This window comes from Rhizobium sp. PvP014 (genome assembly GCF_017876855.1).
GTDB classification, from domain to species: domain Bacteria; phylum Pseudomonadota; class Alphaproteobacteria; order Rhizobiales; family Rhizobiaceae; genus Neorhizobium; species Neorhizobium soli.
Map to the genome: position 1 here is coordinate 678151 of NZ_JAGIOT010000002.1, position 22344 is coordinate 700494.

Consider the following 22344-nt stretch of genomic DNA (forward strand, 5'->3'; position numbering starts at 1 on the left):
AATGGCACTGAAAAGCTATAATCCGACGACCCCGAGCCAGCGTCAGCTGGTTATCGTCGACCGTTCGGGCCTCTGGAAGGGCAAGCCCCTCAAGTCGCTGACTGAAGGTCTGTCCAAGAGCGGTGGTCGCAACAACAACGGTCGTATCACTGCCCGCTTCATCGGCGGTGGTCACAAGCGTACCTATCGCCTGGTCGACTTCAAGCGTCGCAAGTTCGACATTGAAGGCACGGTCGAGCGTCTGGAATACGACCCTAACCGTACCGCGTTCATCGCGCTCGTCACCTACACGGACGGCGAACAGGCCTACATCATCGCTCCGCAGCGTCTTGCTGCAGGCGACAAGGTCATCGCTTCCTCGAAGGCTGTCGACGTGAAGCCCGGCAACACCATGCCGCTGCAGTTCATCCCGGTTGGTTCGATCGTTCACAACGTCGAAATGAAGCCAGGCAAGGGCGGTCAGATTGCTCGCTCCGCCGGCACCTATGTGCAGCTCGTCGGCCGCGATGCCGGCATGGCGATCCTGCGCCTCAACTCTGGTGAACAGCGTCTCGTTCCGGGCTCCTGCCTGGCGTCGATCGGTGCTGTCTCCAACCCCGATCACGGCAACATCAACGACGGCAAGGCCGGTCGTACCGTATGGCGTGGCAAGCGTCCGCATAACCGCGGCGTTGTCATGAACCCGGTCGACCACCCGCACGGCGGTGGTGAAGGCCGTACCTCTGGTGGACGCCATCCGGTGTCCCCGTGGGGCAAGCCCACCAAGGGCAAGCGCACGCGTTCGAACAAGTCCACGGACAAGTTCATCATGCGCTCGCGCCACGTCAAGAAGTAAGAGAGGAAGTCGTTAAATGGCTCGTTCAGTTTGGAAAGGTCCGTTTGTTGACGGCTATCTTCTCAAGAAGGCTGAGAAGGTGCGCGAAGGCGGACGCAGTGAAGTAATCAAGATGTGGACCCGTCGGTCCACGATCTTGCCGCAGTTTGTCGGTCTGACGTTCGGCGTCTACAACGGCAACAAGCACGTGCCGGTCAGCGTCAACGAAGACATGGTCGGACACAAGTTTGGTGAATTCGCTCCCACCCGGACCTATTACGGTCACGGCGCGGACAAGAAGGCGAAGAGGAAGTAATCATGGCGAAGGCAAAGACCGAACGCCGGCTGAAGGACAACGAAGCACAGGCAGTCGCCCGTACGCTTCGCGTCAGCCCGCAGAAGCTAAACCTGGTTGCCGCCATGATCCGCGGCAAGAAGGTTGAACGCGCTCTGGCAGAACTCGAGTTCTCCCGCAAGCGCATCGCAGGCACGGTGAAGAAGACTCTCGAGTCCGCTATCGCCAACGCCGAAAACAACCATGACCTCGACGTCGACACGCTGATCGTAGCGGAAGCCTACGTCGGCAAGTCGATCACGATGAAGCGTTTCCACGCTCGCGGCCGTGGCCGTGCATCGCGGATCGAAAAGCCGTTCGCGCATCTGACGATCGTCGTTCGCGAAGTCGAGGAAAAAGGGGAGGCCGCATAATGGGTCAGAAAATCAATCCTATCGGTTTTCGCCTCGGCATCAACCGTACATGGGACAGCCGTTGGTTCGCCGACAACGCCGAATACGGCCAGCTGCTTCATGAAGACCTGAAGATCCGCGCATACCTGATGTCCGAGCTGAAGCAGGCCGGCATCGCCAAGGTGGTTATCGAGCGTCCGCACAAGAAGTGCCGCGTCACGATCCACTCGGCTCGCCCGGGTCTGATCATCGGCAAGAAGGGTGCGGACATCGAGAAGCTTCGCAAGAAGATCTCCACGATGACCAACTCCGAAACGCACCTCAACATCGTTGAAGTGCGCAAGCCGGAAGTCGACGCAACGCTCGTTGCCCAGTCGATCGCCCAGCAGCTCGAACGCCGCGTGGCTTTCCGCCGTGCGATGAAGCGTGCTGTTCAGTCCGCCATGCGTCTTGGCGCCGAAGGCATCAAGATCACTTGCGCCGGCCGTCTCGGTGGCGCGGAAATCGCTCGTACCGAATGGTACCGCGAAGGCCGCGTGCCGTTGCACACACTGCGCGCCGACATCGACTACGGTACGGCTGAAGCCGAAACCGCATTCGGTATCTGCGGCATCAAGGTCTGGATCTTCAAGGGTGAAATCCTTGAGCACGATCCGATGGCGTCGGAACGTCGCGCGCTGGAAGGCGATGCGCAGGGTCCGGCAAGCCGTGAGCGTGGCGATCGTGGCGACCGTCGCCGCGAACGTGAAAACGCTTGATTAGCGCTGGCGAAAGATAAGCTCGGAGAAGTAATAAAATGTTGCAGCCAAAGCGTACCAAGTTCCGCAAGCAGTTCAAGGGCCGCATCAAGGGCGTTGCCAAGGGTGGCTTCGACCTCGCATTCGGCGAATTCGGTCTGAAGGCTCAGGAACCTAACCGCGTCAACGCACGTGAGATCGAAGCGGCTCGCCGCGCGATCACACGTTACATGAAGCGTGCGGGTCGTGTATGGATCCGCGTATTCCCAGACGTACCGGTCACGGCAAAGCCGACCGAAGTGCGCATGGGTAAGGGTAAGGGTTCTGTCGAATACTGGGCTTGCAAGGTCAAGCCTGGTCGTATCATGTTCGAGATCGACGGCGTTTCGGAAGAGATCGCGCGCGAGGCACTTCGCCTCGGGTCTGCCAAGCTCTCGGTCACGACGCGCTTCGTACAGCGCATCGCAGATTAAGGAGAAGGCACGATGAAAGCCGAAGACGTACGCGGCCTGACCGCCGACCAGCTCAAGGACAAGCTTGCTGACCTGAAGAAGGAGCAGTTCAACCTGCGCTTCCAGAAGGCCACCGGCCAGCTCGAGAAATCCTCGCGCATCACCGAGGTCCGCAAGGATATCGCTCGCGTGAAAACCATTGCCCGCCAGAAGGCGGCAGAAGCCAAGGCCTAAAGGAAGAATAATATGCCGAAACGCATTCTGCAGGGCGTAGTCGTTTCCGACAAGAACGAGAAGACCGTTGTTGTCCGCGTCGAGCGCCGCTTCGCTCACCCTTTGCTTCAGAAGACCGTTCGCCGGTCCAAGAAGTACAAGGCCCATGACGAAAACAACCAGTTCAAGGTTGGTGACGTAGTTTCCATTCAGGAATGCGCCCCGATCTCCAAAGACAAGACCTGGACGGTTATCAACGCCCAGGCTTAAAGACTTCAGGATTTTGCGTCAGGCCCTTGCGTCGGACACAGAATCCTGTAAGAAGCACGCCACTGGCGTAGAACGCTCGGAAACGAGCGTTCTTTTGCTTTCAGCGCACGGAAGGTCCCACTTAGGGAAACCACCTTGGCAAGACCGATCCCGCGCATACTGAAAATGTGTTCATAGCCAGCTCCGTTCGTATTCATGCGCGCGGATAGTTGGTCATTAGAAAAAGGCGACCTGACATGATTCAGATGCAAACAAACCTCGACGTGGCGGATAATTCCGGCGCGCGTCGTGTCATGTGCATCAAGGTGCTGGGCGGCTCCAAGCGCAAGTACGCTTCGATCGGCGACGTTATCGTCGTTTCGATCAAGGAAGCTATTCCGCGCGGCCGCGTGAAGAAGGGTGACGTGATGAAGGCGGTGGTTGTGCGTACCGCCAAGGACATCCGTCGCGCCGACGGCAGCGTCATCCGCTTCGACAACAACGCAGCGGTCCTCATCGACAACAAGAAAGAGCCGATCGGCACCCGTATCTTCGGACCGGTTCCGCGCGAACTTCGCGCCAAGAACCACATGAAGATCATCTCGCTGGCTCCTGAAGTTCTGTAAGGAGCGAGAGATATGCAGAAGATCAAGAAGGGCGACAACGTCGTCGTACTGACCGGCAAGGACAAGGGCCGCACCGGTGAAGTAATCCAGGTTATGCCGAAGGAAGACCGTGCGGTCGTTCGCGGCATCAACATGGTGAAGCGCCACCAGCGTCAGTCGCAGACGCAGGAAGCTGGCATCATCAACAAGGAAGCGTCCATCCATCTGTCGAACATCGCGGTTGCCGCGAAAGACGGTAAGCCAACTCGCGTTGGTTTCTCGGTCGTCGACGGTAAGAAGGTGCGTGTCGCCAAGCGTACGGGAGATGTGATCGATGGCTGAGTCCAAGTATGAGCCGCGGCTGAAGGCGGAATACGTTTCCCGCATCCGCGCCGCGCTGAAGGAGCAGTTTTCCTACTCCAACGACATGATGATCCCCAAGCTGGACAAGATCGTCATCAACATGGGTGTGGGCGAAGCAACTGCCGACAGCAAGAAGCCAACGGTTGCAGCAGCCGACCTCGCAGCGATCGCCGGCCAGAAGCCGGTCATCACCAAGGCACGGAATTCCATCGCGGGCTTCAAGGTTCGCGAATTCATGCCGATCGGTGCCAAGGTTACGCTTCGCGGCGCCCGCATGTACGAATTCATGGATCGACTGGTCAACATCGCGCTTCCGCGCGTTCGCGACTTTCGCGGCCTGAACCCGAAGTCCTTTGACGGCCGTGGCAACTTTGCCATGGGCATCAAGGAACACATTGTGTTCCCGGAGATCAACTACGACAAGGTTGATCAGATGTGGGGCATGGACATCATCGTTTGCACGACGGCTACCAACGACGACGAAGCACGGGCTCTCCTGAAAGAGTTCAACTTCCCGTTCCGCCAGTAACCGTAACGACGAGCGTTTAAAAGGAACTCCGATATGGCGAAAACCAGCGCAGTTGAAAAGAACAAGCGCCGCCGCAAGACCGTCGCGGACCATGCAGCCAAGCGTGCTGTATTGAAGGCGACCATCATGAACCAGGAACTTCCGATCGAAGAGCGGTTCAAGGCAACTATCAAGCTCGCTTCTCTGCCACGCGATGGCTCGAAGACGCGTATCCGCAACCGTTGCGAAGTCACCGGTCGTCCACGCGCTTTCTATCGCAAGCTTAAGATGTCGCGTATTGCACTTCGCGAACTCGGCAGCCTCGGCAAAGTGCCGGGCATCGTCAAGTCGAGCTGGTAAGGAGATCGTTAGATGACCATGACTGATCCCTTGGGCGATATGCTCACACGTATCCGCAACGGCGCTTCCCGCCGCAAGTCGACCGTTTCGACGCCAGCCTCCAGGCTGCGCGTTCGCGTTCTCGACGTGCTGCAGGCTGAAGGCTACATCCGCGGTTACACTGAAACCGATTTCGGCAACGGCAAGGCCGAGATCGAAATCGAACTGAAGTACTACGAAGGCGCGTCGGTGATCCGTGAGATCGGCCGCGTGTCCAAGCCGGGCCGCCGAGTTTATGTCTCGGTCAAGTCCATCCCTCAGGTCGCGAACGGCCTCGGCATCACCATCCTTTCGACTCCGAAGGGCGTGATGGCCGATCACCAGGCTCGCGAACAGAACGTAGGCGGCGAGGTTCTTTGCTCGGTCTTCTAAGACTGCGCAAGGATCTCCCTAGCGAACAGACAGGATTGAATAATGTCTCGTATCGGTAAAAAGCCCGTTCAGGTTCCTGCAGGGATCACGGCCTCGGTTGATGGCCAGAAAGTCACTGCCAAGGGCCCGAAGGGCGAGCTTTTCTTCGTCGCTAACGACGAAATCAAGCTTGAAATCAAAGACAATGCCATTTCGGTGACTCCGGTCAACGATTCCAAGGATGCTCGTTCGAAGTGGGGCATGTCCCGCACGATGATCGAAAACATCTTGAAGGGTGTGAAGGACGGTTTCGAGCGCAAGCTTGAAATCAACGGCGTTGGTTACCGCGCGTCGCTGCAGGGCAAGAACCTGCAGCTGGCTCTCGGTTTCAGCCACGACGTGGTCTATCAGACCCCGGAAGGCATCACCATTGCCGTGCCGAAGCCGACGGAAATCATCGTCTCCGGCATTAATAAACAGCAGGTCGGTCAGGTAGCAGCGGAAATCCGCGAATACCGCGGTCCAGAGCCCTACAAGGGCAAAGGCGTCAAGTACGCTGAGGAACGGATCGTCCGCAAGGAAGGCAAGAAGAAGTAAGGACGCGGGATCATGGCTACCAGAAAAGAAGCACTCACAAAGCGTGCGAGCCGTGTTCGCCGTCAGATCAAGAAGGTCGCAAATGGCCGTCCGCGTCTGTCGGTTCACCGCTCCTCGAAAAACATCTACGTTCAGGTCATCGACGACGTGGCCGGCCGCACGCTTGCAGCCGCTTCCACGCTCGACGTCGATCTGCGCAAGTCGCTGAAGACCGGTGCGGACGTCGCAGCAGCTGCTGCCGTTGGCAAGTTGGTTGCAGAGCGCGCTGCCAAGGCTGGCGTGACGGAAGTCGTGTTCGACCGCGGCGCCTTCATCTACCACGGCCGCATCAAGGCTCTTGCTGAAGCTGCCCGCGAAGGCGGCCTGAGCTTCTAAGAAATTTCGCCCGGTCTGCCTGAAGAAGGGGAGGCCGGGCGATTTGCGGTTTTACCGCATCACGTCCGGTACGCCGGACAATCTCAACCTGCCGTTCCACCCGCAAAAGAAAAAGGAAAAGGACAATGGCACAGGAAAGAAGAGGTTCGGGCAACGATCGCCAGAACCGCGAAGAACGCGATAGCGAATTCGTCGACAAGCTGGTCGCGATCAACCGCGTCGCCAAGGTCGTCAAGGGCGGCCGTCGTTTCGGTTTTGCTGCTCTCGTCGTCGTCGGCGACCAGAAGGGTCGCGTTGGCTTCGGTCATGGCAAGGCACGCGAAGTGCCGGAAGCCATCCGCAAGGCAACCGAATCTGCAAAGCGCGATCTGATCTTCGTACCGCTGCGTGACGGCCGTACGCTGCATCACGACGTCAATGGTCGTCACGGCGCCGGCAAGGTTCTGCTGCGCTCGGCCAAGGCTGGTACCGGTATCATCGCCGGCGGCCCGATGCGCGCTGTATTCGAAACGCTCGGCGTCCATGACGTTGTTGCGAAGTCGACTGGTTCGTCGAACCCATACAACATGGTTCGCGCAACGTTCGACGCTCTGAAGCACCAGGTGCATCCGAAGGACGTAGCAGCTCAGCGTGGCCTCAAGTATGCCACCCTGCAGTCGCGCCGCGCCGCTTCCGGCAATGCGTCGGAAGAATAAGAGGAGTCTGAACCATGGCTAAGGCTACGCAGAAGACTGAAGCAAAGACGGTTACCGTTCAGCAGATCGGCAGCCCAATCCGCCGCCCGGCCGAACAGCGCGCGACGCTGATCGGTCTTGGCCTCAACAAGATGCATCGGACCAGCACTCTGGAAGATACTCCTTCCGTTCGTGGCATGATCCGTGCTGTCCAGCATCTCGTTCGCGTCGTCGAAGAGAAGTGAGACGGAGGAATTGACCATGAAACTGAATGAGATCAAGGACAACGAAGGCTCTTCGAAGGACCGTATCCGCGTTGGTCGCGGTATCGGTTCCGGCAAGGGCAAGACCGGTGGACGTGGCGTCAAGGGTCAGAAGGCCCGTTCAGGCGTCTCGATCAACGGCTTCGAAGGCGGTCAGATGCCAATCTACCGTCGTCTTCCGAAGCGCGGCTTCAACAACATCTTCGCATCTGAATACGCAACCGTATCGCTCGGCCGTATCCAGACTGCGATCGATGCTGGCAAACTCGACGCAAACGCGACTGTCGACGCAGCAGCTCTCAAGGCTGCCGGCGTCATCCGTCGCCTCAAGGACGGCGTTCGCGTCCTGTCCGGCGGCGAACTGACAACCAAGGTTTCGATCGAAGTCGCCGGTGCCTCCAAGGCTGCCGTCGAAAAGATCGAAAAGTCGGGCGGCTCGATCAAGCTGCTCGTGGTTGCTGAAACAGCCGCTGAATAAATCGTTTGAAAATCACCCGGTGTGAGCTTCACACCGGGTGATTTTATGTCCATATGTGAGCCTCACGATCCCCAAGGCAGTCCGGCCGGTCAGCTACCGGGATCAGACGGAAAAATGGGTGAGGCAGGCGATTGCGACAGCATCTCGCGCCCCCAGCTTTCTGAAAACAGAATCAAGACTGCGTTCCGGAAGGCACATGCCGCCGGGGGATGGGTCGGGCGGAGAATTGCATGGCTTCTGCAGCTGAACAACTGGCCTCAAATCTGAATTTCAAAACTTTCGCCAAGGCGGAAGATCTCAAGAAACGCCTGTGGTTCACGCTGGCAGCGCTTCTTGTCTATCGCTTGGGCACGCATATTCCGCTGCCAGGCCTCAACCCTGAAGCCTATGCGCAGGCCTTTAGCGGTCAGTCGGGTGGCATTCTCGGCCTCTTCAACATGTTCTCCGGCGGTGCTGTCGAGCGCATGGCGATCTTCGCCCTCGGTATCATGCCTTACATTTCCGCTTCGATTATCGTGCAGCTGATGACTTCGGTCGTCCCGTCGCTCGAGAACCTGAAGAAGGAAGGCGAGGCGGGTCGCAAAATCATCAACCAGTACACTCGCTACGGCACCGTGATTCTCGGCTCGCTTCAGGCCTACGGCATCGCTGCCGGCCTTTCGAGCGGTCAGGGCATCGTGTCCAACCCGGGCTGGTTCTTCACGCTCTCAACGGTCGTCACGCTGCTTGGCGGCACGATGTTCCTGATGTGGCTTGGTGAGCAGATCACCTCGCGCGGTATCGGCAACGGTATTTCGCTGATCATCTTTGCCGGTATTGCCGCAGGCCTTCCTGGCGCGCTCGCCAACACAATGGAACTCGGTCGTACCGGCGCTCTGCCGACGGCTCTGATTCTCACCGTTATCATCGTCGCGATCGCCGTCATTGCGCTGATCGTGTTTGTTGAACGCGCCCAGCGCCGGCTCCTGATCCAGTATCCGAAGCGTCAGGTCGGCAACCGCATGTTCCAGGGCGATACCTCGCACCTTCCGCTGAAGCTCAATACAGCGGGCGTTATTCCGGCAATCTTTGCATCCTCGCTTCTGCTTCTGCCGGCAACGGCTGCAGGCTTTGCCGGCAATTCACAGCTGCCAGACTGGGCGACGGGGATCATTGCAGCTCTTGGCCACGGCCAGCCGCTGTTTATGCTGTTCTACGCCATGCTGATCGCGTTCTTCGCCTTCTTCTACACGGCCATCGTCTTCAACCCGAAGGATACGGCTGATAACCTGAAGAAGCACGGCGGCTTCATTCCCGGCATCCGTCCCGGCGAGCGTACCGCGGAATATATCGATTACGTCCTGACCCGAATCACGGTCGTCGGCGCTATCTATCTCGTCGTGGTCTGCATTCTTCCCGAATTCCTGGTGGCCAGAACGGGCGTTCCGTTAGCCCTTGGTGGTACTTCGCTTTTGATCGTGGTCAGTGTAACCCTTGATACGGTTGCGCAGATCCAGGGACACCTCATCGCGCAGCAGTATGAGGGATTGATCAAGAAGTCGAAACTACGCGGTGGAAAGAGGGGACGATGAGACTGATTCTTTTAGGACCGCCGGGCGCGGGCAAGGGGACCCAAGCCCAGCGGATCGTGGAGAAGCATGGCATTCCGCAGCTCTCCACTGGTGATATGCTGCGGGCAGCCGTGGCAGCTGAGACCGAAGTCGGCAAGCGCGCCAAGGCAGTCATGGATGCGGGCAACCTCGTCTCTGACGACATCGTCAACGCGATCGTCTCCGAGCGCATAGACGCGCCTGACTGCGCGAACGGTTTCATCCTTGACGGTTTTCCCCGCACGCTCGTGCAGGCGGACGCCACTGAGGCGATGCTGTCTGCCAAGGGGCTCGATCTGTCCGTCGTGATTGAACTTCGCGTCGACGATAAGGAGCTTGTCCGTCGCGTCTCCGGTCGCTATTCCTGCGCCCAGTGCGGGACGGTCTACCACGACTCGGATAAGAAGCCTTCGTCGGAGGGCACGTGCGACAAGTGTGGCTCGACCCACTTCAAGCGTCGGCCGGACGACAACGCCGAGACTATGACTAAGCGTCTCGAGGTTTACTACAAGGAAACCTCGCCGCTCATTGGTTACTACTATGCCAAAGGCAAGCTCAAGGTTGTCGATGGCATGGCCGAGATGGATACTGTCACGGCCGATATCGAAAAGATCCTTGCCAGTCTCTGAGACTGTCTTGGATGGGTTAAAGAATCTTGGGGTGGAGCAGTTGCATTCAAGCACTGATTCCGCTACACACCGCGCCAACTCGCGACAGTTTTACAGCGATCGGCGCGGATTCCCGCAAGGACATCCGGGGCGATCATTTTGCCTGTCTCGTATGAAGTTTGAACTGGCGACCGTATCCAAAGGTCGCTTTCATGGAAGAAGTACCGCTTGCCGGATGGCAACCGGAACGCAAGGAGAATAGACGTGGCACGTATCGCTGGCGTCAACATCCCGACTGCGAAGCGCGTTGTCATCGCGCTGACCTACATTCACGGGATCGGCCCGAAATTCGCACAGGAAATTATGGAGAAGGTTGGTCTTGCCGCTGAAAAGCGCGTCCATCAGCTGACCGACTCTGAAGTCCTGCAGATCCGCGAAACCATCGACCGCGATTATCGCGTCGAAGGTGATCTTCGTCGCGAAACCGCGATGAACATCAAGCGCCTCATGGACCTCGGCTGCTATCGCGGCCTGCGTCACCGTCGTGGCCTTCCGGTCCGCGGTCAGCGCACGCACACCAATGCCCGCACCCGCAAGGGTCCGGCAAAGGCGATTGCTGGTAAGAAGAAGTAATTTTGGATCGATAGTCGCAAAGCGGGCAGGGCTCCTGTCCGCTTTTTCGTGACTGTCTGATCTGAGGTGGAGCCGCTGGCATTACGGCGGTGCAGAGATCAACGAAAGGAATACCATGGCCAAGGAAGCCACACGCGTACGCCGCCGCGAACGCAAAAATATCACGTCGGGCGTTGCCCACGTCAACTCGACGTTCAACAACACGATGATTACCATCACCGACGCACAGGGCAATGCAATTGCCTGGTCGTCTGCTGGTGCCAAGGGCTTTAAGGGTTCGCGCAAGTCGACCCCGTTCGCAGCTCAGATCGCTGCCGAAGACTGCGCCAAGAAGGCTCAGGAGCACGGCATGAAGTCGCTCGAAGTCGAAGTCTGCGGTCCGGGTTCCGGTCGCGAATCGGCTCTGCGCGCTCTGCAGGCTGCCGGCTTCATGATCACCTCGATCCGCGACGTGACCCCGATCCCGCACAACGGTTGCCGCCCGCGCAAGAAGCGCCGCGTCTAATGGACGTTTTTGGAGCTCGCTTCGCAGCGATCTTCATCTGAACCCGGTAATAGCCGCTCCGTCTCCTGAAAGAGTCGAGGCGGCTTTCACCGTATAGCCGGAAGGGTATTTCCGGTGTTCCTCGTGCTCGGTTACCACGATTGGATGGTGGTAACGAACGGAAGGTAGTAGGTCATGATCCAGAAGAACTGGCAGGAACTGATTAAGCCGAACAAGGTGGAGTTTTCCTCTTCCGGCCGTACAAAGGCAACGCTTGTTGCTGAGCCTCTCGAGCGCGGCTTCGGCCTGACGCTCGGCAACGCGCTTCGTCGCGTACTTCTGTCGTCGCTGCGCGGTGCTGCTGTTACCGCAGTGCAGATTGACGGCGTTCTGCACGAATTCTCCTCCATCCCCGGCGTTCGGGAAGATGTGACGGACATCGTGCTGAACATCAAGGAAATCGCCATCAAGATGGATGGTGACGATTCCAAGCGCATGGTCGTGCGCAAGCAGGGTCCGGGTTCGGTTACCGCTGGAGACATCCAGACGGTTGGCGATATCGAGATCCTCAACCCCGACCACGTGATCTGCACGCTCGACGAGGGTGCTGAGATCCGTATGGAATTCACGGTCAACAACGGCAAGGGCTACGTTCCTGCCGATCGTAACCGTGCGGAAGACGCTCCGATCGGTCTCATCCCGGTCGACAGCCTGTATTCCCCGGTCAAGAAAGTGTCCTACAAGGTGGAAAACACCCGTGAAGGCCAGGTTCTCGACTATGACAAGCTGACCATGACCATCGAAACCGATGGTTCGGTCTCGGGTGAAGACGCCGTAGCCTTCGCCGCTCGTATCCTTCAGGACCAGCTGTCGGTCTTCGTCAACTTCGACGAGCCGCAGAAGGAAGCAGAAGAGGAAGCCGTCACCGAACTCGCGTTCAACCCGGCACTCCTCAAGAAGGTCGACGAACTGGAACTTTCCGTCCGTTCGGCCAACTGCCTGAAGAACGACAACATCGTCTATATCGGCGACCTCATCCAGAAGACCGAAGCCGAGATGCTCCGCACTCCGAATTTCGGTCGCAAGTCGCTGAACGAGATCAAGGAAGTTCTGGCATCCATGGGCCTCCATCTTGGTATGGAAGTTCCTGCATGGCCGCCGGAAAACATCGAAGATCTCGCCAAGCGTTACGAAGACCAATACTAACAGGATCAGACTGCAGGCGAATGCCTGCAAGTGAAGGAGACACACCATGCGTCACGGAAATTCGGGCCGTAAGCTCAACCGCACCGCAAGCCACCGCAAAGCTATGTTTGCCAACATGGCGGCTTCGCTCATCACCCATGAGCAGATCGTAACAACCCTGCCGAAGGCGAAGGAAATTCGCCCGATCGTCGAAAAGCTCGTAACCCTCGGCAAGCGCGGCGACCTGCACGCTCGTCGTCAGGCCATCTCGCAAATCCAGGATCAGGACGCTGTTCGCAAGCTGTTCGATGCCATCGCTTCGCGTTACGCAACCCGCAACGGCGGCTACCTGCGCATCATGAAGGCTGGCTATCGTCAGGGCGACAACGCTCCGATGGCTGTCATCGAATTCGTCGAACGCGACGTCGATGCCAAGGGCGCAGCCGACAAGGCTCGCGTTGCTGCTGAAGCAGAAACTGCCGAAGCCGCATAATTCGATCCCAGGATCGCACTTTTCGAAAAGGCCGGGTGGAAACGCCCGGCCTTTTCTTTTGGGAAATGAGGGGGCGGGCTCTAGCATGACTGCACCACGATCCATACGCGTTCAACGCTGCCTCGCCGCGCTGCTTGCGATCTCCGCGGGGCTTCTGCTGCGCCGCTTCGGCTACGATCTCGGTCTGCCATTCTTCGTGGTGAAATACGGTGGGTCGGCTTTCTGGGGTGCGATGGTGTTTCTTGCATCGGCCACCCTGACTGGATCGGTGAATATCGGCAGGCTTGCTGTTACGGCATTTCTCATCGCCCTGAGCGTCGAACTCTCAAGGCTCTACCACACGCCTGCAATGGACGCGTTCCGACTGACTGTCGCCGGCAAGTTGTTGCTCGGACGTGTGTTTTCCCTGTGGAATATCGCAGCTTACGCCGTTGGTATTAGCATCGCCGCAACTGTCGAGGCGTGGAGGCTCAGACGGGGACGTGGATCTGCCGCTTGATGTGCTTGAGATTGGCAACGATCGTGAATGTCATCACCACCAGCAGGGACCACGAACTCCATTTACCAAGATGCACCACCGACCACGCCCCGATCTGGTTCGGATATTTCCAGATCCCGAAAAAGGTCGAGATGTTCTCCGCCAGCCAGATGAAGAAGCCGATCAGCACGAAGGCCACCAGAAGCGGCATCCGTCTGTCGCGATCGTAGGGCCGGTAGGTGACGGTGGTGCGGGCGTAAAGGCCGAGCGCGCAGGCAGCGATATACCAGCGATAGTCGCCGATGAAATGGTGGGTGAAGAAATTCGCGTAGATCGCAATCGCGATCAGGCCAGCCATCCAGTAGCTGGGATGGTGGTTGATCCGCAGATCGAAAAGCCGCCAGGCCTGGATGATGTAGCTCCCCACGGCGGCATACATGAAGCCCGAAAACAGCGGTACGCCCAGCACTTTCGCATAGGCGAAGTCAGGGTATGACCATGACTGGATGCTGCCGGAGGTCTTGAACACTTCGAGCGCAAAGCCAACCACGTGGAAAAGGCCGATCGCTTTTGCCTCATCCCAGGTTTCCAGCTTGCTCCAGATCATCAGGGACTGGATGGCGAGCGCGATGATCAGCAGAACGTCGTAGCGCGGGATGCCGAGCACGCCCGTTCGCGGAACGATGAAGATCGACACAAAAAACAGGCCGGCGAACAGGCAGGCCCGCGCTTCCTTGATGCCGAAGTAGAGAAACTCGATGACGAAACGCGTGATACCGTGGATCTCTCCAAACGGCCGCTGGTTGCAAAGATAGACATCCAGCAAGGATAGTCGTCCGCCGTCCACAGTCGATTCTGGTGTCATCAAAACATCTCCGCTGCACGGACTGAAGCCTGCGGCGACTGTGACTGTCAAGTCCGGGGGATGGCAGGCTGACCGGCCCGCCGAATGACTGAAGCTCCCTATATCGCTGTTGCCACATCCCGTTTTTTTAGCGACAATCGAGCCGTAACGCATTTGGTGGGAGGAGCCCGATGCATGACCCTGTTTCCCATGCCGACCAAGTCTACGCGTCGGCCAGTTCCCCTGTCGCGAGTTCAGCTGTAGTCGCGTCCTGGCGCCGCTGCATGACCATGCATCACTTGGCGCCAGAGGACCGGCGGATGCCGGAGCGGGTGACAGAGCAGGAACTGGACGTCGCCCGAAACCAGTCGGAGCGTCTTATCGGGCAGGCGAGGGACGAGCTCGACCGGCTGTTCATGGTCGTCGGTCGCGTCGGCTGCTGCATCCTGATGACCGACAGCAAAGGTATCGCGCTTGACCGTCGCGGCGCAGCGGGCGACGACAAGGATTTTCGTGCGCTGGGCCTCTGGACCGGCTCGGTCTGGACCGAGGAGAGTATCGGCACCAACGGGATCGGCACCGCAATCGCCGACGACCGGCCGATATCGATCATCCGCGACCAGCACTTCTTTGCATCCAATATCGATCTGAGCTGCACGACTGCGCCCATTCGTGATCACCGTGGAGTTCTGGCCGGCGCGCTCGATGTCTCGACGTGCCGAAGTGACGCAAACGAAGGCACGATCGCCATCCTGTCGCAGACGGTGCGTGAGGCGGCATCCCGGATCGAGCTGAACCTGTTCCGAAACGCGTTTCAAGGTGCCCGTTTCGTGATGGTGCCGAGTGAGACGGGATCTCCAATGGCGCTCCTGGCTGTAGATCGCGACGACCTTGTGATCGGTGCCACGCGCGCTGCGCGATCGGCGCTGCGTCTGGACGACGATCGGATTGCGGAAGGGATCCCGGCCTCCGATCTGCTTCACGAATCGAGCCGGGATGCGCGAGAACTCCTGGGCGATGCCGAGCGCTCGGCGCTTCTTCGGGCGTTGTCTCGTGTCCACGGCAACGTCTCGCTGGCAGCCCAGGTGCTCGGCGTCAGCCGTTCCACCCTGCATCGCAAGATGAAGCGATTTGGCATTCAATGACGGGGAGTTTTGTCGCAGACTTGCGACAGAGTGCATCGCGGTATCGCGGGTGAGGCCTGTTTTCACCACGCCAGAAGCGCAGATTCTGTTCCATCGGGTTCGCTTTGAACCTGTTCATCATGGGAGGATGACATGCTGCATCAGAAAATCGTTGAGTCACCGTTCAAGCTGAAATACGGCAACTATATCGGCGGTGAGTGGAAAGAACCGATCAGCGGCAAGTATTTCGACAACGTCACGCCGATCACCGGCGGCAAGATCTGCGAGATCCCGCGGTCTGACGAAAAGGATGTCAATGCGGCGCTCGACGCTGCACACGCCGCCAAGGAGAAATGGGGCCGCATGGCGCCGGCTGACCGCTCGAACATCCTGATGAAGATCGCCCAGCGGATGGAAGACAAGCTGGAAGTTCTGGCGCAGGCCGAAACTTGGGACAACGGCAAGCCGATCCGTGAGACAATGGCAGCCGACATCCCGCTCGCCATCGATCACTTCCGCTATTTCGCATCCTGCATCCGTGCCCAGGAAGGTTCGATCAGTGAAATCGACCACGATACGGTCGCCTATCACTTCCACGAACCGCTTGGCGTCGTCGGCCAGATCATTCCGTGGAATTTCCCGATTCTGATGGCCGCCTGGAAGCTTGCACCGGCGCTTGCCGCCGGCAACTGCGTTGTCATCAAGCCGGCCGAGCAGACGCCGGCCTCGCTTCTGGTCTGGGCGGAACTCGTCGGTGACCTCCTGCCACCCGGCGTGCTGAATATCGTCAATGGTTTCGGCCTCGAAGCCGGAAAACCTCTTGCGACCAGCAACCGGATTGCCAAGATCGCCTTTACAGGAGAGACCACGACAGGCCGGCTGATCATGCAATATGCCAGCCAAAACCTTATCCCTGTCACGCTCGAACTTGGCGGCAAGTCGCCGAACATCTTCTTCGCCGATGTGATGAATGAAGACGACGATTTCCTCGACAAGGCGCTGGAAGGCTTTGCGATGTTCGCGCTGAACCAGGGCGAAGTCTGCACATGCCCCAGCCGCGCACTGATCCAGGAATCGGTTTACGATCGTTTCATGGAGCGGGCGGTCAAACGCGTCGAAGCCATCACGCAGGGCAACCCGCTCGATAGCTCGACCATGATTGGCGCGCAGGCATCCTCGGAGCAGATGGAAAAGATCCTGTCCTATCTCGACATCGGCAAGCAGGAAGGCGCGGAAGTGCTGACTGGCGGCGTCAAGAACGATCTCGGCGGGGAATTGGCGAACGGCTACTACATCAAGCCGACGATCTTCAAGGGCCACAACAAGATGCGGATCTTCCAGGAGGAGATCTTCGGACCGGTGGTGTCGGTAACGACCTTCAAGGACGAAAAGCAGGCGCTGGAGATCGCCAACGATACGCTGTACGGGCTCGGCGCCGGCGTGTGGACGCGCGACGGCAACCGCGCCTACCGCTTCGGCCGGGAGATCCAGGCCGGCCGCGTGTGGACCAATTGCTATCACGCCTATCCCGCGCATGCGGCATTCGGCGGGTACAAGCAGTCCGGGATTGGTCGCGAAAATCACAAGATGATGCTCGACCACTACCAGCAGACCAAGAACATGCTGGTGAGCTACAGCCCGAAGAAGCTCGGGTTCTTCTGATCGATCTCAACCGAAGCATGGGCTCCCGGCTGCAGGGTCGGGAGCCTTTTCAATGTCTCGATGCGAACAGGAATGACATGATGGATGCGACAATCAACGGCGAACCGCGCGTCACGGCCACGGATTCCGCGCTGACCCTCATTGCCGAGATCCAGGCGGACCACCCAGACATCCTGTTCCACCAATCCGGCGGCTGCTGCGACGGGTCGTCACCCATGTGCTATCCGAAGGGCGATTTCATGCTTGCCGACCACGACGTGAAGCTCGGCGAAATCGGCGGCGTGCCGGTCTATATCAGCGGCAGCCAGTTCGAGGCCTGGAAGCACACACAACTGATCATCGATGTCGTGCCCGGAAGGGGCGGCATGTTCTCGCTCGACAATGGGCGTGAAAAGCGCTTCCTCACCCGTTCTCGGCTGTTCCGCGGCGGCGAGGCCTGCGCCATACCTGCCATGCGTTGACGCCGCCCACTATGTCGTAGGCGCGGGCCGAGCCGGGCGGCTCTTGCCGCGCTTCCAGTTGAGGAACGGTTTTCTGAGCGGCCGGTAGGCGAGGAGCAGCCCGATCGCTGCGATATGGATAAACGGAACGAGCGTCACCGACTTCACCGCGAGCACATAGTGGAGCGCGCCGCCCAGTGCCACGAGATAGATCAGCTTGTGCATTTTCACCCAGGTCTGTCCGAGCTTGCGGATCGACCAGTTGTTGGATGTCACCGCGAGCGGGATCAGCAGAAGCAGGCAGGCAAAGCCGATCGTAATATAGGGGCGCCGCACGATATCGCTGCCAACAGCGCCGAAGTTCAGCTGCAGATCGAGCAGAAGATAGACGCTGAAATGGAACACGACGTAATAGAAGGCGAGCAGCCCTAGCGCACGGCGATAGCGGATCCAGTTGATCCCGAGAATATCGCGAAGGGGCGTGACGGCGAGCGTCAGGATGATGAAACGCAACGCCCAGATGCCGATCAGGTGCTCGAACGTCTTGACCGGATTGAAACCCAGCCCGCCCGTCGCGGCCTGATAGAAGTACCACGCCGCGGGACAAAGCCCCACGACGTAAAGTGCCCAGATGCTGGCGGCATGGTATCGGCGGGGCAGGGCTGGGATCGAGAGCATGGTCAGTAGTTCGCTTTCAGGTCCATGCCGGTATAGAGGCTCGCCACTTCGTTCGCATAGCCGTTGAAGGGCAGGGTATCGACGCGCTTGGTTCCGAAGAAGCCGCCTTCGCCGATCCGCTGTTCGGTCGCCTGACTCCAGCGCGGATGGTCGACGGCCGGATTGACGTTGGAATAGAAACCGTATTCCCGGGCGTTCGAATTCTTCCAGGTGGTCTGTGGCTGCTCTTCGACCAGCTTGATCTTGACGATCGACTTGATCCCCTTGAACCCATACTTCCACGGCACCACGAGCCGGATCGGCGCACCGTTCTGGTTGGGCAGCGTTTCGCCGTAGAGACCGACAGCGAGAATGGTCAGCGGATGGCGCGCTTCGTCAAGGCGCAGGCCTTCGACATAAGGCCAGGGTAGAGCCTGGAAGAGACCGCCTTGGCCGGGCATTTCCTCGGGACGCACGACCGTCTCGAACGCCACGTATTTCGCGCTGCCAAGAGGCTCGACCTGGTCGAGGATCGCCGCCAGGGGGAAACCGATCCACGGGATCACCATCGACCATCCCTCGACGCAGCGCATGCGGTATGTCCGCTCCTCGAGCTTCATCTTGAGGATCTCGTCGAGACCGAATTCCTTCGGCTTGCCCACCATGCCCTCGAACTTGACGGTCCAGGGTGTCGGTTTGAACGCGCTGGAATTCTGCGAGGGATCTTCCTTGCCGACGCCGAACTCGTAGAAATTGTTGTAGGTGGTGACGGCTTCTTTAGGCGTCAGCTTTTCGTCCAGCTTGTAGGGGCCGGGCGATGCGCTGAGAGCCGCAGCGAATGCGCTTGAGCCTCCAAGGACTGAAAGGCCGGCGCCCGCGGCGACGGTGCCCACGAAATTCCGGCGCGACAGATAGATGTCGCGCGGCGTGATCTCAGTCGGCGAAATGCGGGGTGGGCGAAATGCGGGCATGGCGGATCTCCTTCAGGCAAAAGCCTATCCTGTGCTTATACGTACCGCCGACAGGTTTGGTTTCACAGAGGCGGAGGAAAGGCATTAAACCACGTTTGCGTGAAAGAATTAGCGTTGAAACATACGCTAAGCCTTGAACCGGGAAATCGCATGCTCATTTCAGCTTTGACATTAATCAAGGATAGTGAGTATGGCGACGAAAACCTGGGATGCTGCCAGCGAACGCTTCACGGAAACCGATGCGGGCCGGATCGATCGACTGCGGCGTTTGCGGCGTATCCACGGCGTCGCCCGTATGATGGATACGGCGATCGGTATTCCCGGCACCCGGTTTCGGTTTGGTGCCGATTCCATCATGGGCCTTGTTCCGCTCGTGGGCGATGCCGGGGGCGCATTGATTGGCCTCTATATCGTCAACGAGGCCCGCCGCATGGGTGTGCCGAACGACAAGCTTGCAAAGATGATCGGCAACCTTGCGGTCGATTCTGTCGTCGGCAGCGTGCCGCTGGCCGGTGATCTGTTCGACGTCTTCTTCAAGTCGCACCGCCGCAACCTCAACATCGTTCTCGACCATTTCGGTGTGACGGCGGACGAGCTCCGCGCGAAGCGATAGTGGACACGAGGAGAGGGTGAGGGACGGTGACGTTGCCTCGCTCCCCAAACGCCACGCCGGAGCAGAACCGCTATGAAACTCCGACCGCGCCTACATCGCCGGGCCGATTTCTAGTGCGCTGATGAGAACCGTACCGTACCGTACTGTTTTTCGCCCCATTGGTAGTGACACTGGCTTTAGCCTGCAGTAGGACGGAGAAAACAAGGTCCTTTGCGCCGCGTGATCCGACGCGGTAAATAGCAATGGCTGAACGCGATCGAGGAAACATCATGCCAGTCTATCGTTCAAGAACCACGACCCACGGCCGCAACATGGCTGGCGCGCGCGGCCTTTGGCGCGCCACCGGCATGAAGGACGGCGATTTCGGCAAGCCGATCATCGCGGTGGTCAATTCCTTCACGCAGTTCGTGCCGGGCCATGTCCACCTCAAGGATCTGGGTCAGCTGGTCGCCCGCGAAATCGAGGCAGCCGGCGGTGTCGCCAAGGAGTTCAACACGATCGCCGTCGATGACGGCATCGCCATGGGCCACGACGGCATGCTGTACTCGCTGCCATCGCGCGAGATCATCGCCGATTCGGTCGAGTACATGGTCAACGCCCACTGCGCCGACGCCATGGTCTGTATCTCCAACTGCGACAAGATCACGCCTGGCATGCTGAATGCCGCCATGCGCCTGAACATCCCGGCCGTCTTCGTCTCCGGTGGCCCGATGGAGGCCGGCAAGGTGGTCCTGCACGGCAAGACCGTTGCGCTCGACCTCGTCGATGCCATGGTTGCAGCCGCTGACGACAAGATGTCGGACGAAGACGTCACCGCCATCGAAAAGGCCGCCTGTCCGACCTGCGGCTCGTGCTCCGGCATGTTCACCGCCAACTCGATGAACTGCCTGACCGAAGCGCTTGGCCTGTCGCTGCCCGGCAACGGCTCGACACTCGCCACCCATTCGGATCGCCGTCGCCTGTTCGTCGAAGCCGGTCACCTGATCGTCGATATCGCCCGCCGCTACTACGAGCAGGATGACGAACGGGTCCTGCCGCGCAATATCGCCACCAAGCAGGCTTTCGAAAACGCCATGTCGCTCGATATCGCCATGGGCGGCTCGACCAATACGGTTCTCCATATCCTGGCGGCTGCCTATGAGGGCGGCGTCGATTTCGGCATGGAGGATATCGACAAGCTGTCGCGCAAGGTGCCGTGCCTGTCCAAGGTCGCGCCGGCCAAGAGCGATGTCCACATGGAAGACGTTCACCGCGCCGGCGGCATCATGCGTATCCTGGGCGAACTCGAACGCGGCGGTCTGATCAACCGGGACTGCTACACGGTTCACGAAGCAACGCTCGGCGATGCGATCGACCGCTGGGACATCACTCGCACCAATTCCGAGAGCGTCCGCGATTTCTTCAAGGCAGCACCCGGAGGCGTTCCCACTCAGGTTGCCTTCAGCCAGTCTTCGCGTTGGGACGAGCTCGATACGGATAGCGACACGGGCATCATCCGCTCGGTTGAAAATCCCTTCTCCAAGGATGGCGGCCTGGCGGTTCTCTACGGCAATATCGCGGCCGACGGCTGCATCGTGAAGACCGCGGGCGTCGATGAGTCGATCCTGAAGTTCAGCGGTCCCGCTGTCGTCTTCGAAAGCCAGGATGCGTCCGTCAAGGCGATCCTCAGCAACGAGGTCAAGGCCGGCGATGTCGTCGTCATCCGCTACGAAGGTCCAAAGGGCGGACCGGGCATGCAGGAAATGCTCTATCCGACCAGCTATCTGAAGTCGAAGGGCCTCGGCAAGGCCTGCGCGCTGATCACCGACGGCCGATTCTCCGGCGGCACATCCGGCCTGTCGATCGGTCACGCTTCCCCGGAAGCAGCCCAGGGCGGAGCGATCGGACTGGTCCGTCAGGGTGACATGATCGAGATCGATATTCCGAACCGGACCATCCATCTGGCGGTGTCGGATGCTGAACTCTCGGCGCGTCGCCACGAGCAGGATGCACTCGGCTGGAAGCCGTCAGCGCCCCGCAAGCGCAACGTCACGACGGCCCTCAAAGCCTATGCGGCATTTGCGTCGAGTGCGGACAAGGGCGCGGTCCGGATTCTGCCTGAGTAAGTCTCGGGTCGAACCAACCCCGCAGACAGAGATCTCAAAACTTCAAAGGCCTCGGTGCACAACACCGAGGCCATTGTCTTTGATTGTTTCCAATGAACGTCGCTTAAGGACTAAAGCGGCTCTTTGCTCAGTCCGCTAAACGCTTCCTGCAACTGCTTCATCCGCTCCGCATAGGCCGTCGTCAGGCATTGGACGTCTGCCTCGCAAGCCCGACGCTTCTTCAACCAGTCGCTTTGTTCCTGGCGCAGCTGGTCGCGATTGCCCATGGCGAGCAGGCTGGTCAGGATGTCGAATGTGGTGACCATCTTCACATCGGCATCGTTCAGCGTGCGTGTGTCGCAGATCACCTTCTCGTCGGCGACCAGATCGGTCTTCTCGCAATCGAAGCTCGCCGCCGCTGCCGGGCGAGGTGCAAGGGAAAGGCCGGCGCTCAGGACAAGTGCAGCCACGCCGGTGGCCGCGAATATGGTTTTCATGCTGGAACGCTCCTGTGTGCAGTCTCTGGAGCCGATCCCAAACGGCATCGTAAACTCCCAAGGACAAACATGATGCACATGCGCGAGATAGCAAGGATGATGGAGGATAGGATCGTGCTGAAAAGCCGATGCTTTTTGCGGATCAGCTGGAAGCAGCAACACCCGCCCGCGGGCTTTGTCCGGCAGCGTCTTTCCCTGCCTGTGCCAGATACCCATA

General features: G+C 59.1%; 33 protein-coding genes. 29 read left to right on the forward strand and 4 right to left on the reverse strand.

The window, feature by feature from the left end; genetic code table 11:
- Position 1: 1 nt before the first annotated feature.
- From rplB to J3A65_RS07985, 24 genes are all read left to right on the forward strand, one after another.
- Positions 2 to 835: a 50S ribosomal protein L2 gene (gene rplB / locus J3A65_RS07870; protein ID WP_062457768.1), complete on the forward strand. Its 834-nt coding sequence runs from the start codon at positions 2 to 4 to the stop codon at positions 833 to 835.
- A gap of 16 nt (positions 836 to 851) precedes the next feature.
- Positions 852 to 1130: a 30S ribosomal protein S19 gene (rpsS, locus tag J3A65_RS07875; RefSeq protein ID WP_062457765.1), complete on the forward strand. Its 279-nt coding sequence runs from the start codon at positions 852 to 854 to the stop codon at positions 1128 to 1130.
- A gap of 2 nt (positions 1131 to 1132) precedes the next feature.
- Positions 1133 to 1522, forward strand: a complete 390-nt coding sequence (gene rplV / locus J3A65_RS07880) for a 50S ribosomal protein L22 (protein WP_062457763.1) — start codon at positions 1133 to 1135, stop codon at positions 1520 to 1522.
- Positions 1522 to 2259 carry a 30S ribosomal protein S3 gene (gene rpsC, locus J3A65_RS07885; RefSeq protein ID WP_062457759.1) on the forward strand — a complete coding sequence of 246 codons (738 nt, stop codon included), beginning with the start codon at positions 1522 to 1524 and terminating at the stop codon, positions 2257 to 2259. The genes rplV and rpsC overlap by 1 nt, the downstream gene beginning before the upstream one ends.
- A 38-nt stretch (positions 2260 to 2297) precedes the next feature.
- The gene (gene rplP, locus J3A65_RS07890) at positions 2298 to 2711 is read left to right on the forward strand and encodes a 50S ribosomal protein L16 (RefSeq protein ID WP_062457756.1); all 414 of its coding nucleotides are present in this window, start codon (positions 2298 to 2300) and stop codon (positions 2709 to 2711) included.
- Between the two features lie 12 nt (positions 2712 to 2723).
- Positions 2724 to 2924, forward strand: coding sequence for a 50S ribosomal protein L29 (rpmC, locus tag J3A65_RS07895; RefSeq protein WP_007770142.1), 201 nt, complete (start codon positions 2724 to 2726; stop codon positions 2922 to 2924).
- Between the two features lie 12 nt (positions 2925 to 2936).
- Positions 2937 to 3173 carry a 30S ribosomal protein S17 gene (gene rpsQ, locus J3A65_RS07900; RefSeq protein WP_062457753.1) on the forward strand — a complete coding sequence of 79 codons (237 nt, stop codon included), beginning with the start codon at positions 2937 to 2939 and terminating at the stop codon, positions 3171 to 3173.
- Between the two features lie 236 nt (positions 3174 to 3409).
- Complete coding sequence (rplN, locus tag J3A65_RS07905) at positions 3410 to 3778, forward strand: 50S ribosomal protein L14 (protein WP_052638136.1); 369 nt, start codon at positions 3410 to 3412, stop codon at positions 3776 to 3778.
- 12 nt (positions 3779 to 3790) lie between these two features.
- Positions 3791 to 4099 carry a 50S ribosomal protein L24 gene (gene rplX / locus J3A65_RS07910; protein ID WP_062457750.1) on the forward strand — a complete coding sequence of 103 codons (309 nt, stop codon included), beginning with the start codon at positions 3791 to 3793 and terminating at the stop codon, positions 4097 to 4099.
- Positions 4092 to 4649 (forward strand): 50S ribosomal protein L5, encoded by a 558-nt coding sequence (gene rplE / locus J3A65_RS07915; protein ID WP_062457747.1) that lies wholly within the window; start codon positions 4092 to 4094, stop codon positions 4647 to 4649. The genes rplX and rplE overlap by 8 nt, the downstream gene beginning before the upstream one ends.
- 33 nt (positions 4650 to 4682) lie before the next feature.
- Positions 4683 to 4988 carry a 30S ribosomal protein S14 gene (rpsN, locus tag J3A65_RS07920; RefSeq protein WP_062457744.1) on the forward strand — a complete coding sequence of 102 codons (306 nt, stop codon included), beginning with the start codon at positions 4683 to 4685 and terminating at the stop codon, positions 4986 to 4988.
- Positions 4989 to 5000: 12 nt separating this feature from the next.
- The gene (gene rpsH / locus J3A65_RS07925) at positions 5001 to 5399 is read left to right on the forward strand and encodes a 30S ribosomal protein S8 (protein ID WP_062457741.1); all 399 of its coding nucleotides are present in this window, start codon (positions 5001 to 5003) and stop codon (positions 5397 to 5399) included.
- A gap of 42 nt (positions 5400 to 5441) precedes the next feature.
- On the forward strand, positions 5442 to 5975 hold the full coding sequence (gene rplF / locus J3A65_RS07930; RefSeq protein ID WP_062457738.1) for a 50S ribosomal protein L6: 534 nt from the start codon (positions 5442 to 5444) through the stop codon (positions 5973 to 5975).
- Positions 5976 to 5987: 12 nt separating this feature from the next.
- Positions 5988 to 6350, forward strand: coding sequence for a 50S ribosomal protein L18 (gene rplR, locus J3A65_RS07935; protein WP_062457734.1), 363 nt, complete (start codon positions 5988 to 5990; stop codon positions 6348 to 6350).
- A gap of 125 nt (positions 6351 to 6475) precedes the next feature.
- A complete protein-coding gene (gene rpsE / locus J3A65_RS07940) occupies positions 6476 to 7045 on the forward strand; it encodes a 30S ribosomal protein S5 (RefSeq protein WP_062457730.1) in 570 nt (189 codons plus the stop codon).
- A gap of 14 nt (positions 7046 to 7059) precedes the next feature.
- Positions 7060 to 7269 (forward strand): 50S ribosomal protein L30, encoded by a 210-nt coding sequence (rpmD, locus tag J3A65_RS07945; RefSeq protein WP_062457727.1) that lies wholly within the window; start codon positions 7060 to 7062, stop codon positions 7267 to 7269.
- 16 nt (positions 7270 to 7285) lie between these two features.
- Positions 7286 to 7765, forward strand: coding sequence for a 50S ribosomal protein L15 (gene rplO / locus J3A65_RS07950; RefSeq protein ID WP_062457725.1), 480 nt, complete (start codon positions 7286 to 7288; stop codon positions 7763 to 7765).
- 230 nt (positions 7766 to 7995) lie between these two features.
- On the forward strand, positions 7996 to 9336 hold the full coding sequence (gene secY / locus J3A65_RS07955) for a preprotein translocase subunit SecY (protein WP_209900625.1): 1341 nt from the start codon (positions 7996 to 7998) through the stop codon (positions 9334 to 9336).
- On the forward strand, positions 9333 to 9983 hold the full coding sequence (locus J3A65_RS07960) for an adenylate kinase (protein WP_209900627.1): 651 nt from the start codon (positions 9333 to 9335) through the stop codon (positions 9981 to 9983). The genes secY and J3A65_RS07960 overlap by 4 nt, the downstream gene beginning before the upstream one ends.
- Positions 9984 to 10226: 243 nt before the next feature.
- Positions 10227 to 10595, forward strand: a complete 369-nt coding sequence (gene rpsM / locus J3A65_RS07965) for a 30S ribosomal protein S13 (protein ID WP_062457717.1) — start codon at positions 10227 to 10229, stop codon at positions 10593 to 10595.
- Between the two features lie 115 nt (positions 10596 to 10710).
- On the forward strand, positions 10711 to 11100 hold the full coding sequence (gene rpsK, locus J3A65_RS07970) for a 30S ribosomal protein S11 (protein ID WP_007766864.1): 390 nt from the start codon (positions 10711 to 10713) through the stop codon (positions 11098 to 11100).
- A 174-nt stretch (positions 11101 to 11274) separates the two neighbouring features.
- Positions 11275 to 12285: a DNA-directed RNA polymerase subunit alpha gene (locus tag J3A65_RS07975; protein WP_062457714.1), complete on the forward strand. Its 1011-nt coding sequence runs from the start codon at positions 11275 to 11277 to the stop codon at positions 12283 to 12285.
- Between the two features lie 46 nt (positions 12286 to 12331).
- Positions 12332 to 12757 (forward strand): 50S ribosomal protein L17, encoded by a 426-nt coding sequence (gene rplQ / locus J3A65_RS07980; protein ID WP_062457711.1) that lies wholly within the window; start codon positions 12332 to 12334, stop codon positions 12755 to 12757.
- 85 nt (positions 12758 to 12842) lie between these two features.
- On the forward strand, positions 12843 to 13256 hold the full coding sequence (locus J3A65_RS07985) for a DUF2809 domain-containing protein (RefSeq protein ID WP_209900630.1): 414 nt from the start codon (positions 12843 to 12845) through the stop codon (positions 13254 to 13256).
- On the opposite strand, the gene J3A65_RS07990 is transcribed toward J3A65_RS07985, so the two are convergent.
- Positions 13228 to 14100 (reverse strand): DUF817 domain-containing protein, encoded by an 873-nt coding sequence (locus tag J3A65_RS07990; protein WP_209900632.1) that lies wholly within the window; start codon positions 14098 to 14100, stop codon positions 13228 to 13230. The genes J3A65_RS07985 and J3A65_RS07990 overlap by 29 nt on opposite strands.
- Before the next feature lie 170 nt (positions 14101 to 14270).
- Here J3A65_RS07990 and J3A65_RS07995 point away from each other — a divergent pair, with 170 nt between their 5' ends.
- From J3A65_RS07995 to J3A65_RS08005, 3 genes are all read left to right on the forward strand, one after another.
- Positions 14271 to 15224: a helix-turn-helix domain-containing protein gene (locus J3A65_RS07995; RefSeq protein ID WP_209900634.1), complete on the forward strand. Its 954-nt coding sequence runs from the start codon at positions 14271 to 14273 to the stop codon at positions 15222 to 15224.
- Between the two features lie 132 nt (positions 15225 to 15356).
- On the forward strand, positions 15357 to 16865 hold the full coding sequence (gene adh / locus J3A65_RS08000; protein ID WP_062580275.1) for an aldehyde dehydrogenase: 1509 nt from the start codon (positions 15357 to 15359) through the stop codon (positions 16863 to 16865).
- Between the two features lie 80 nt (positions 16866 to 16945).
- Positions 16946 to 17326, forward strand: coding sequence for a DUF779 domain-containing protein (locus J3A65_RS08005; protein ID WP_209903387.1), 381 nt, complete (start codon positions 16946 to 16948; stop codon positions 17324 to 17326).
- Positions 17327 to 17335: 9 nt separating this feature from the next.
- Here the strand turns inward: J3A65_RS08005 and msrQ are convergent, their stop codons facing one another.
- Both msrQ and msrP read right to left on the reverse strand, forming a co-directional pair.
- Positions 17336 to 17983, reverse strand: coding sequence for a protein-methionine-sulfoxide reductase heme-binding subunit MsrQ (msrQ, locus tag J3A65_RS08010; protein WP_192086678.1), 648 nt, complete (start codon positions 17981 to 17983; stop codon positions 17336 to 17338).
- 2 nt (positions 17984 to 17985) lie between these two features.
- On the reverse strand, positions 17986 to 18933 hold the full coding sequence (gene msrP / locus J3A65_RS08015; protein WP_209900635.1) for a protein-methionine-sulfoxide reductase catalytic subunit MsrP: 948 nt from the start codon (positions 18931 to 18933) through the stop codon (positions 17986 to 17988).
- Between the two features lie 190 nt (positions 18934 to 19123).
- Here msrP and J3A65_RS08020 point away from each other — a divergent pair, with 190 nt between their 5' ends.
- Together J3A65_RS08020 and ilvD are read left to right on the forward strand one after the other, a co-directional pair.
- Entirely contained in the window at positions 19124 to 19546 is a 423-nt protein-coding gene (locus tag J3A65_RS08020) for a DUF4112 domain-containing protein (protein ID WP_092662047.1), read from the forward strand.
- A 269-nt stretch (positions 19547 to 19815) separates the two neighbouring features.
- On the forward strand, positions 19816 to 21651 hold the full coding sequence (ilvD, locus tag J3A65_RS08025) for a dihydroxy-acid dehydratase (RefSeq protein ID WP_209900637.1): 1836 nt from the start codon (positions 19816 to 19818) through the stop codon (positions 21649 to 21651).
- Positions 21652 to 21761: 110 nt separating this feature from the next.
- Here the strand turns inward: ilvD and J3A65_RS08030 are convergent, their stop codons facing one another.
- On the reverse strand, positions 21762 to 22127 hold the full coding sequence (locus J3A65_RS08030; protein WP_062457681.1) for a hypothetical protein: 366 nt from the start codon (positions 22125 to 22127) through the stop codon (positions 21762 to 21764).
- Positions 22128 to 22344: the final 217 nt, after the last annotated feature.